The sequence below is a fragment of the Streptomyces beijiangensis genome (genome assembly GCF_017315755.1).
Taxonomy (GTDB): Bacteria; Actinomycetota; Actinomycetes; order Streptomycetales; family Streptomycetaceae; genus Streptomyces; species Streptomyces beijiangensis.
The window spans coordinates 1-10,865 of record NZ_JAFLRJ010000457.1 but is presented as its reverse complement, the minus strand read 5'-3'; the positions used below and the strand labels follow the sequence as shown (position 1 = coordinate 10,865).

At 70.0% G+C, this 10,865-nt stretch carries 9 protein-coding genes; 2 read left to right on the top strand and 7 right to left on the bottom strand.

All coding sequences use genetic code 11. The features are described from left to right. Both J0695_RS34475 and J0695_RS34470 read right to left on the bottom strand, forming a co-directional pair. The coding region (locus tag J0695_RS34475) for a TPM domain-containing protein (RefSeq protein ID WP_206968713.1) at positions 1-1,601 on the bottom strand (1,601 nt) is incomplete at its 3' end. Between the two features lie 45 nt (positions 1,602-1,646). Further along, positions 1,647-3,080, bottom strand: coding sequence for a nitronate monooxygenase (locus J0695_RS34470; RefSeq protein ID WP_206968712.1), 1,434 nt, complete (start codon positions 3,078-3,080; stop codon positions 1,647-1,649). A 164-nt stretch (positions 3,081-3,244) separates the two neighbouring features. Here J0695_RS34470 and J0695_RS34465 point away from each other — a divergent pair, with 164 nt between their 5' ends. Further along, positions 3,245-4,285 carry a glycoside hydrolase family 18 protein gene (locus J0695_RS34465; RefSeq protein WP_206968711.1) on the top strand — a complete coding sequence of 347 codons (1,041 nt, stop codon included), beginning with the start codon at positions 3,245-3,247 and terminating at the stop codon, positions 4,283-4,285. Between the two features lie 54 nt (positions 4,286-4,339). Here the strand turns inward: J0695_RS34465 and J0695_RS34460 are convergent, their stop codons facing one another. From J0695_RS34460 to J0695_RS34445, 4 genes are read right to left on the bottom strand one after another with little or no spacing between them, the layout of a single operon-like run. Further along, positions 4,340-5,542, bottom strand: coding sequence for a glycoside hydrolase family 1 protein (locus tag J0695_RS34460; protein ID WP_206968710.1), 1,203 nt, complete (start codon positions 5,540-5,542; stop codon positions 4,340-4,342). Between the two features lie 51 nt (positions 5,543-5,593). Further along, complete coding sequence (locus J0695_RS34455; protein ID WP_206968709.1) at positions 5,594-6,439, bottom strand: carbohydrate ABC transporter permease; 846 nt, start codon at positions 6,437-6,439, stop codon at positions 5,594-5,596. Continuing rightward, positions 6,436-7,428 (bottom strand): carbohydrate ABC transporter permease, encoded by a 993-nt coding sequence (locus J0695_RS34450; protein ID WP_206968708.1) that lies wholly within the window; start codon positions 7,426-7,428, stop codon positions 6,436-6,438. Before J0695_RS34450 ends, J0695_RS34455 begins: the two co-directional genes overlap by 4 nt. 5 nt (positions 7,429-7,433) lie before the next feature. After that, positions 7,434-8,684 carry a sugar ABC transporter substrate-binding protein gene (locus tag J0695_RS34445; RefSeq protein WP_206968707.1) on the bottom strand — a complete coding sequence of 417 codons (1,251 nt, stop codon included), beginning with the start codon at positions 8,682-8,684 and terminating at the stop codon, positions 7,434-7,436. Between the two features lie 230 nt (positions 8,685-8,914). Between J0695_RS34445 and J0695_RS34440 the strand changes: the two genes are divergently transcribed. Continuing rightward, positions 8,915-9,886, top strand: coding sequence for an acetylxylan esterase (locus tag J0695_RS34440; RefSeq protein WP_206968706.1), 972 nt, complete (start codon positions 8,915-8,917; stop codon positions 9,884-9,886). Between the two features lie 28 nt (positions 9,887-9,914). Here J0695_RS34440 and J0695_RS34435 read toward each other — a convergent pair. Further along, positions 9,915-10,865, bottom strand: a 951-nt coding sequence (locus tag J0695_RS34435; RefSeq protein WP_206968705.1) for a LacI family DNA-binding transcriptional regulator, incomplete at its 5' end; no start/stop codon positions are given.

Below are 10,865 nucleotides of genomic sequence, written 5' to 3'. Positions count from 1 at the left end.
CGACCCGATCGACGCCCTGCGCCGCGTCCGACTCCTCGGACGCGCCGCAGGGCGTCGATCGGGTCGTACGGACCGGCCGTCATCTCCTGCCGTACGTCGACCAGCACCGAATCGGCCCGCGCGATCCGCCCCTGCAGATCGGCGGTGGAGACACCGGCCCCCGTGCCCTGAAGCAGCCCGCGCGCATCGGCCAGATCCGTCTCGGTCTCGGTCAGCGCGCTGTTCAGCTCGCCGTCCGCCGCCTTGATCTCCTGGCCCAGCCGGTCCACCGCGTCCACCAGCGTGCCCGCCTGGTCCACGGCGCCCTCGGCCGCCCGTACGTACACCGCGGCCTTGCCGTTGTCGCCCGCGTCGACCGCCTGGCGCGCCTGGTTGAGGTTGGTCGTGGCGAACAGCAGCCGGTCCTTCGCCTGTTCGACATGGCCGGTGACGGGCGCCGAAGCGGAGGGCGCGTAGCTCTGGCGGAGCGTCGCGAGGACGCTCTCGGCCGCTCCCGTACGCGCCGCGACCTGCCGGAACGTCGACTCCGCCAGCTCAAGTGCCTGCGGGGCGTTCTGCTCCATCGCGCGCAGCCGGTCGAAGCTCTCGGATTCCGCGTCGAGACGGCGGTTCGCCTCCTCGCAGCGGCTGACGATCTCGTCCATCATCTGCCGGCGGGTCGCGTCGTCCTCGGGGAAGGCGTCGTCCAGCTTCTGCCGGATCCGGAAGGCGGCGGTCAGCTCGCCCTTCGCGTACGTCACCGCATCGGTGAAGGGTTTCGCCGCCTCGTCCCCGAACTGGGCGGCGGCGAAGCCGAGTTCCTCGTCGCTGGTGCGGATCGCGTTGTCCGTGTCGACGAGGAGCTGTTTGGCCTTCGCGTCGAGTTCGGGCAGCGGCATCTCCACCGGCGCGGTCGGCCCTCCCCAGCCCCCGCCGCCCGGCGTGGTCCGTGTCCCCGCGCGCTTCTTGCGCTGGGTGTACGCGAAGACCGCAAGCGCCCCTGCCCCACCCACCGCGACGACCGGCAGGATGACATCGGCGGCGCTTCCCGCATCGTCGGACGAGGAGCCGCCGGGGTCCGCCTTGCCCGGCGTGATGGCGGGCGTGGGGACGGCCGTCCCGGAAAGCACCGCGCTGTAGCCGTTGGCGGCCCCGATCGCGGCGCCCGCCCAGTCGTTCTGCTTCAGCGGGGGCACGATGGCCGTCTGGGCGACGTCCGCGAGCTCGGAGGAGGTGAAGGCCGTGGTCTGGCTGCCGATCGAGTACGCGTACTGGCGGTCGTGGGTGGCGACCGCGAGCAGCAGGTCGTTCTGGCCGAGGCCGCTCTTGGTGGCCGTCGAGTCGGCCCAGCTCTGCGCGGACTGTCCGGAGAAGTCGCGGACGTACGCCACGAAGAGCTGGATCCGGTGCTGGTCGTAGAGCGCGTCGAGCGCCTTGACGACGTCGGGTTTCCGGTCGCCCAGCGCGCCCACCTTGTCGGTGATCTGGCCGCTGGTGGACAGCGTGATGGGGGAGTCGGCACGGGCGGGGGCCGACGCGGGCAGGACCAGCCCGCAGACCGCTGCGACAGCGGCGACGAGAACAGCGGCCCAGCCCGGTATGTGCGGCCGGTCTGACTTCACGGACGGCGTCACATTGGGGAGCCTATGGCGGCATTTGTGCCTCCGCTACTCGGCCAGCATCCACCCGACGACATCCGCGGCCCCGTACGGTGCCCCGTCCGGACTCAGCGCCGCCAGAAAGCCCAGGTCCTGCCCGATGGTGACCACCGGCGGCTCCGCGCCCCCGCCGGGACGCCGCTGGGCGAGCCCGACGGTGGCGAGGAGCCCGTTGCACAGGCACAGCCGGCCTTCGGTGTCGCCCGCTTCGCCGCCCTTCCTGGCGTACGCGGCCTGCGGCTCGGCGGGACAGCGGTAGCCCACCGCCCCTTTGTCCGTACGGTACGGAGTCCGCAGATATCCCAGATCGCACACCCGGCGGCGCGCGTCCCGCACCTTCTCGTCGGCCAGCGTCCCGGGCAGGTCGGCGACCTTGAAGGGGAAGGCGGTCGGCGATGCGGCCGGGTCGTTGCGCACGTTCAGCGAACCGTCGCGCGCCCGCCGGGCCAGCTCGGCGCGCAGTCCCGGCTCGATCCCTGACTCCTCGCAGAGCGCGAAGGCGCTCCCGATCTGCACCCCTGCGGCCCCCGCCGCCCGTGCCGTGGCCAGTGCGGCCGGATCCGCCGTGCCGCCCGCCAGCCAGTAGGGGATCCCCAGCGCGGTCATCTTCGCGAGGTCCGGCAGATCGCGCGCCCCGTACAGCGGCTCGCCCGTCGAGCCGAGCCGCAGTGCGCCGCGCGGCGGGGCGCTGTGGCCGCCCGCCCAGTGGGTCTCGACGACGAAGCCGTCGGGCCGGGTCGCCTCGTCGCGCGCGAGGTACGAGGCGAGCACGGGCAGCGAGACGATCGCCAGCACCTGCGGCCGCCGCAGCCCGCCGACCTCGCCGGTCAGCGCCCGCGGGTCGAAGCGGTGGGCGTACGTCTCCTCGTCGCCCTCGACCCTGAGGTGTACGGTCACCGGTTCGCAGCGCGAGAGCTGCCTGGCCAGGCCGGGGATGTGCCCGGGAAGACCCGCACCGACCAGGACGTGGTCGACGCCGGCCAGGATCGCCCCGAACATGGCCGGGGCGGTGGCCAGTTGGACCTTCTCCAGATAGTTGACCCCCACCTGCCCTTGGTGGCCCTCCTTGGCCAGCCACACCTCGACGAAGTTCCCGAGCACGGTGAGGACTTCGGCGGGCAGCCCCTTGTCCGCCCTGAGCATCGGCTGCGTACGGAAGCGTGCGCCGTCCGCGACACCGCCGGGCACATGGAAGCGTTCGACGACGGCCCTGGCGAGCTCCGGCGCGGGGAAGGCGGCGAGTGCCCGCCGTACGTGCCCGCCCGGGTCGCCGAGCTGCAGCCGGCGGGTCATGACGGCATCGAGCGCGGTCCCCGAGACCACCCCGAGCTGCCCGGTCTCCGCGACGGCCCGCGCGAGACGCCACCCGGAGACCGCGACGCCCATGCCGCCCTGGATCACCCTGGGGAGCTCGCGGGCGCCCACTGCGGTCGTTGCCGGCATACGACTTCCTCACATCAGCATCGCGAACCTACGGAACCGTAAGTTCACGTACTGCCGAGTCTTCGCCACGTACGCCCAGGCCAGTGCCTCCGAAGGTCCTGAAAGGTGCTGCCGAAGGGCCCGTATTCTGGGCGCTCGCAGCACGGCTCCGGGGGGCGGTACGAGTGAAAGCACTCAAGGCGATACGCGCACGGCTGGGGAGCCCGCGCCTGAAGTGGCCCAAGCGGATCGCGCTGGTGCTCGTCCTGGTGATCCTGGTCCCGGTGATCGCCGGGGTGACGGCCCTGCGCATCAGCTACGCGGGCGACTACGAGGACGGCACGCGCACCCGTGGCCGCGACGCGATCTGGCTCGGCCACGCGTGGATCGACGGCCGGAAGACGGAGGCGGACGTCGACGCGTTCGCGGCCCGGATACGGGGCACGGGCATCCGGGACCTCTATGTGCACGCGGGTCCGCTGGAGCACAACGGCACGCTGCCCGCGAGCTCGTACCCCAAGGCGAAGTGGCTGATCGACGCGGTGCACCGGAAGATCCCCGGCGTACGGATCCAGGCCTGGCTGGGCGACGAGCTGGCCACCGAGAGGCCCGACGGGATGAGACTGACCGAGGCGTCCACGCGTGGCGCGATCGTCACCTCGACGCGCCAGATCCTGGACACGGGCTTCGACGGCGCCCACTTCGACCTGGAGCCCCTGCACTCCGGCGACCGCAACTATCTCTCGCTCCTCGACACCCTGCACGCGCTCACCCGCTCCCGGGGCGTCCAACTGTCCGTCGCCGCGCACCAGATCGACGCACTGCCCGGGCTGCACTCGGTCGCGGGTTTCCTGACCGGGCACCCCAAATGGTGGTCGCAGGAGTTCTTCGGGCAGGTCGCGCGGCGGGTCGACCAGATCGCGGTGATGTCGTACGACACCGCCATGCCGGTCCAGAGCCTGTACGGCGGTTACGTCGCCCAGCAGACGACCCTGGCCCTCGAAGTCACCCCGAAGGACGTGGACCTGCTGATGGGCCTGCCCTTCTACCACGAGGACAAATGGGGGCACACGGCCTCCGCCGAGACGGCCGCGGCCGCGATCCGCGGCACCCGGCTCGCGCTGGGGCGCGCGGACCGGGGCCGGGAGCGGTTCGGGGTCGCGCTGTACGTCGACTTCGCGGCGACGGAGTCCGACTGGACGGCGTACAAGAAGGGCTGGAGCTGAAACGGGAGCCGACGGATGGTCAGGTATCCGCCGGCTCCCGGGACTTGGTGGGGACTAGGAGGCCGAGCGCGGCAGCTCCCGCGTGCGGCCGAGTCCGCCGAGCCAGACCGCGGACGGCTTCGCGGTCCGCTCGAAGGTCTCGGGGTCGATGGAGATCAGGCCGAAGGTGGGCTTGAAGGATCCCCACTCGTAGTTGTCGAGCGCGCTCCAGGCCAGATAGCCGTGGATGGCCAGCCCGTCCTCGATACCGGCCGCGACCTCGGCGAGAGCGCCGGCGTAGTAGTCGATGCGGCGTGCGTCGTCGGCGGTCGCCATGCCGTTCTCGGTGACGATCAGCGGGACGCCGGGGCCGACGACCTCGGCGGTGTGCCGCAGCGCGTGGCCGACCGCGGCGGGATAGTACTCCCACTGCGTCAGGGTCCGCTCGACGTCCTCGGGCGCCGGCATCGGCCCCTCGGGCCCGATCTTGGTGCGGGTGTAGGACTGCACGCCGATCCAGTCGTCGCCGCGCGCCGCCTCGATGAAGATGTCCTCGCGGGGGTGACGGTAGGCGGCGGTGACCTCTTCGGCGCCGGGCAGGGCCTGGTAGACCTGGTTGGCGATCGTCCAGCCGACCTGGATCGCCGGGTCGATCGCCTTGACCGCCTTGGCCGCCGCGTGGTGGGCGGCGATGACGGCCTCGGTGGTCTCGTCGTCGGGGGCGGGCAGCCCGGCCGGCGGGAAGCCGACGTTGCCCGACTTCGCGAGACCGGCCATCACCGAGATCATGTTGGGCTCGTTGATCGTGCAGACGTACGGGACGCCCTCGCCGATGACGGGCGCGCAGGCTGTCACGTACCGCGCGAAGAGCTCGACCGCGCCCTCGGCGGTCCAGCCTCCGCGGTCCTCGAACCACTGGGGCACGGTGAAGTGGTGCAGGGTCACCATCGGCCGCAGACCGCGGGCGATCGCACCCTCGACCATCCGGCGGTAGTGGGCGATCTCCGCGCCGGAGAAGCGGCCCTCGGCGGGCTCGATGCGGGCCCACTCGATGGAGAACCGGTAGTCGGTGAAGCCGAGTTCGGCCAGCAGGTCCATGTCCTGGTGCCAGCGGTGGTAGCTGTCGCAGGCGTCGAGGCTGGGTTCCTGGACCTGGTCGGTGCCGCTGTGCTCCTTGCGCCACCAGTCGCTGTTGATGTTGTTGCCCTCGATCTGGTGGGCGGCGGTCGATGCGCCCCACAGGAATCCGTCGGGGAAGCGGGTCGAGGCGTGCGTCATCGCAGTTTCTTTCTCGTATTTCGCGTACGAACGTGTGTGGGGGAGGCGGGGCTACTTCATGCCCGCGGTGGCGATGCCCTGGGTGAAGTGCCGCTGCAGTACGGCGAAGACGAGCAGCACCGGCAGCACGACCAGGAGAGACCCGGCCATCAGCATTCCGTTGGAGCCCGCCGACTGGTTGGGATCGGTGGCGAAGGTGGCCAGGGCGACCGGCAGCGTGTACTTGTCGGGGCTGTTGGTCGCGATCAGCGGCCAGACGAAGTTGTTCCAGGACCCCAGGAAGGTGATGATCGACAGCGTCGCGAGGGCCGGCTTGACCAGCGGCATCACGATCCGCCAGAAGATGTACCACTCGCGGGCGCCGTCCATCCGGGCCGCTTCGAGCAGCTCGTCCGGGATCGACTGCATGAACTGGCGCATCAGGAAGACCCCGAAGGCACCGGCCGCGAAGGGCAGCACCAGACCCGCGTACGAGTCGATCAGGTGCAGCTTGCTCATCAGCACGAAGAGCGGCAGCAGCATGAGGTTGCCGGGGACCATCAGGGCGCCGAGTACCAGCGCGAAGATCTTGTTGCGGCCGACGAACTTCAGCTTGGCCAGGGCGTACCCGAGCATCGAGCAGAACACCAGGTTGGAGACGGTGACCAGGACGGCCACGATCACCGAGTTCATGAAGTAGAGGGGCATGTCCAGCTTGTCGAGCAGCTGGGTGAAGTGGCTCAGGGTCCACTCGCTGGGCAGCCAGACGGGCGGGGAGGCCGACAGTTCCTTGTCGGTCTTGAAGGCGGAGAGCGCCATCCACAGGAAGGGCGCCGACATGACCAGCAGCCCGGCCGAGAGCAGGACATGGACGAGGGGCTTCTTCGTACGCGGCTGCTTCATCTGCACGGTGCTCATTTGGTGTTGTCCTTCAGCAGTCGGAGCTGGAGCACCGTGATGCCCATGATCACAACGAAGAGGACGTACGCCATCGCGCTCGCATAACCCATGTGGAAGAAGTTGAAGCCCTCGCGGTACATGTCCAGCGAGACGGTGAGGGTGGAGTCCGAAGGCCCGCCCTGGGTCATCACGAAGGGTTCCTCGAAGACATTGAGGTACCCGATGGTGGTGATGATCGTGGCGTACAGCAGCGTCGGCCGCAGCAGCGGGACGGTGATCAGGCGCAACTCCTGCCAGGTGCCTGCCCCGTCGAGCTTCGCCGCTTCCCGCACCTCGGTGGGGATGGCCTGCAGTCCCGCGATGAAGAGCACCATGACCGTGCCGAGGTTGCGCCAGACGGCCATCGCGATCAGCGAGGGCATGGCCAGCTTCTCGTTGCCGAGGAAGTCCGGTGCGGTGAGCCCCACTTCGGAGAACAGTCCGGCGATCAGCCCGTCCGTCGGGTCGAGGACGAAGCGCCAGACGACGGCGACCGCGACGATGCTGGTGACCACCGGGGCGTAGAAGCCGATCCGGAAGAAGGTCCGTGCCCGGTCGATGCCGTTGTTCAGCAGGACGGCGACGCCAAGACCCAGGACGATCGTCAGTGGTACGCCCACGACCACGAAGTACGCCGTGTTGAACAGTGACTTGAGGAACTTCTCGTCGCTGAACAGCTTGGTGTAGTTCTCGAAGCCGATGAAGTTGGCGCTGAGCGGATCGGTGACATTGCGGATCCCGAAGTCCGTGAAGCTCATGAGGAGCGTCGCGACGATCGGGAAGGCCATGAAGACGGTGAACAGGACGAGGAAGGGGGTCGAGAAGAGCCATCCTGCCGCGTTCTGTACGCCCATGGACCGCCGCTTGGGCCCCTTGGCCCGCCTGGACCCGGCGCCCAGGGAGTTACTGCTCCCCGGCGCGCCTTCTGACTCGGCCGCCACGGCGGCCGCTCCGGTCGTGGTGCTCATGACGGTTAACCCAGGAGGCTTTCGATCTCGGACTGCGCCTTCTTGGCCGCGTCCTCGGCGGAGGACTTGCCCTGCGTGACCGAGCCGATCGCGTCGTCGACCTTCGAGGTGATCTCGGTCCACTTGGCCAGCGGCGGCGAGGTCTTGGCAGTGGCCATCTGCTCGCCGTAGATCTTCAGGCTCGGGTCGGTGGCGAGGTCACCGGTCTTCCAGGCCGCGGTGTTGGCCGGGAGGTCCTTGGACCGCTGGAACCAGTCCGCCTGGCCCTTGGCGTCCGTGAGGTACGAGATGAATTCCTTGGCGGCGGCCTTGTGGCCGCTGTCCTTGGAGATCACCAGGCTGGAGCCGCCCGCCATCGAGACCGATGAGGTGTCACCGGGGATCTTGGCGACCGCCCACTTGCCCTTGAGCTGCGGCTGGCCGTCGTTGATGAGACCGGTCTGCCACGGGCCGCCGAAGAACATCGGGACCGAGCCGTTGCCGAAGTCCTTGATGACGTCGTATCCGGGCCGGAAGCTCTTCGTGGACAAGCCCTTGTCGACATACGAGCCGTACTCCTTCAGCGCCTTGACCGTCGCGGGGCTGTTGAAGACGGCCTTCTTGCCGCTGGGGTCGACGATCGCGCCGCCCGCCGAGTACAGGAACGGGTAGAAGCTCTGCACCGTGTCCAGACTGCTGGGCTGGATGTACAGGCCCCACTTGGTTCCGGCCTTCTTCTGGTACGCGGTGGCCAGCGCCTGCATCTCGGACCAGTTGGCGGGGGCCTTGGTGATGCCGGCCTTCTGGGCCAGGTCGGTGCGGTAGTAGAGGACCCGGGTGTCGACGTACCACGGCACGCCGTACGCGGTGCTGTCCACGACGCCCTGGCTCCAGGCCGCCGGGAAGAAGTCGCCCTGCTTGAAGGTCTTGGTGTCCACCGGTTCGAGCACGCCCATGTCGGCGAACTCGCCCATGTAGCTCCCGCCCATCTGCGCGACATCCGGCAGCGTGCCCGCTGCGGCGGCGGCGACCAGCTTCTGGTGCGCGACGTCCCAGCCGACGGGGGTGACCTTGATGGTGATGTTCGGGTTCGCCTTGTTGTAGGCCTTCGCGACGTCCCCGAGCTTCTCGCCCTCGGCGCCCATGGCCCAGACGCTCAGCGTCTGCTTCTTGTCGGCGGCGACATCCGCACCACCGGAGCTTCCGCAGGCGGTGAGCGTGAGCGCCGACGCGATACCTATGGCGGCGATCGGGGCGAGTCTGGCGGTGCGGTGCATGGAGGGCTCCTCCTTGAGCTTCCCTGACATCCCTGATGTATGCGCTGTCTGTAAGCGCATACATCACTCTGTGGCAGCTGCTTCGAAAACCGCAAGAGGGGTCTTGGTCACACTCCCGTAACGGGACCGCCATAGATGAAAGGTAAATGAACCATTTGCGCGGTAGGGGCGGATGTGATGCATTCCGCTCACCGCCGGGCCCGCAACGGCAGTTCGGCTAAGGTCCCGCCATGCCCGCCTTCGCGCACGACTTCCCCTTCGATCCCGCGTTCGGCCTGACCCAGGACGAACTCCTGCGCATTCCCGCGCCTGCCCCGCCCGCGGATTTCGAGGCCTTCTGGCGCTCCCGGTACGAGGCGGCCCGCCGGGTCGCGACCGCACCGGAAGTGGGCGCCCTGGTGGAGGAGCGCGACGGGGCGCGGATCCACGAGGTGACGTATCTCTCCGTGGGTGAAGTCCGCCTGGGAGGCTGGCTGGTCCTGCCCTCCGAGGGCCCCGTCGACCACGGATTCGTCATCGGCCACGGATACGGCGGCCGCGACCAGGCAGGCCCCGACGTACCCCTCCCCCTGCCCCGCTCGGCAGCCCTGCTGCCCTGCGTACGCGGTATGGACACCCGCAGCCCGGTCCCCGGGATCCCCTCCGACGCCGCCCGCCATGTCCTGCACGGCATCGCATCCCGCGACACCTACGTCATCGGGGACTGCGTGGCCGACCTCTGGTGCGCGGCATCGGCCCTGCACGAGCTCGTGCCAGGACTCGGCGGGCTCGGTTACTTCGGCGGGAGCTTCGGCGGCGGCCTGGGCGCGCTGGCCCTCCCCTGGGACGAGCGCTTCGCCGCCGCCCAGCTGACGGTCCCCACCTTCGGCAACCACCCGCTGCGGCTCACTCTGCCCTCCACGGGCAGCGGCGCATCCGTACGCGAGTACCACCGGACGCACCCCGAAGTCACCGAGGTGCTGCGCTACTTCGACGCGGCGACGGCCGCGTCGCTGATCCGGGTGCCGACGCTGGTGGCCCCGGCCCTCTTCGACCCCTCGGTGCCGCCGCCGGGCCAGTTCGCCGTCCACAACGCACTGCCGCCGGGCTCACCGGAACCGCATGTCATGTCGGCCGGCCACTTCGAGCACGCCGGTGCGGAGAGCGAGCGCAAGGCCCTCACCGAGGCGCGTGAGCGCTTCTTCGCCCAGCACCTGACCTGACCTGACCGGCGCGGCGCGGCGCGGACGGTCAGCAGCCGCAGCTGCCCCGCCGCGCCACATTCACCGGCAGCATCAGTGACACGGGATCACCGCCGCGCCCCGTACCCAGCCGCTGTACGAGCAGGTCCACCGCCTCCTCGCCCATCCGGCGCATCGGCTGGCGCACGGTGGTCAGCGCGGGCCGCACCAGCCGGCTCAGCGGGATCCCGTCGAAGCCGGTCACCGCCATGGCCTCCGGCACCCGTACCCCCCGCCGCTCCAGCGCGTGCAGGGCGCCCACCGCCATCTGGTCATTGGCGAAGAGCATGGCCTCCAAGGGCTCCCCGCCCCGGTCGAGCAGGGCGTCCGCCGCCCGCGAACCCTCCGCCTGGGTCATCAGCGGGGCCCGGAGATCGGGTTCGTCGCGTACGGGAATCCCCGCCGCCAGGCACGCCTCGCGATACCCGGAGAACCGCGCCCGTACGTCCGGCGAGTCCTCCTCGGCGCCCACGAACGCGAGCCTGCGCAGCCCGTGGTCCTCCACGAGGTGCCGGGTCAGCTCGCGCTGTCCGTCCGCGTTGGCCACCTCGATGTGATCGAGATGGTCCAGCTGATCGCTCTCGCGCGGCCCCGCCAGCATCACCACCGGCAGTCGCCGCGAGATGACCTCCAGCTCCTCGGTGGGAACGGTCCGGGCCAGTACCGCGAACCCGTCCACCCGCCCCGCCACATTGGCGACCAGGCTCTCGGGCCCGCCCTGCAGCGACGCCGCGATGAGCAGCGCGTAGCCGTGCCGCCGCGCGGCCCGCTCCATGCCCCGGATGATCTGGTCGGAGTAGAGCATCGCGGCGTCGTCGTCCGCCTCGTCGCCCGCCTCGGACTCGGTGTCCGGGTCCGCGTAGTCGGGGAAGCAGAGGCCGAGGACCCCTGTCGACCTGCTGGCGAGGCCGCGCGTGAGCTGGGGTACGTACCCAGCGGGTACGCGCGCGGCCTCGCCAGC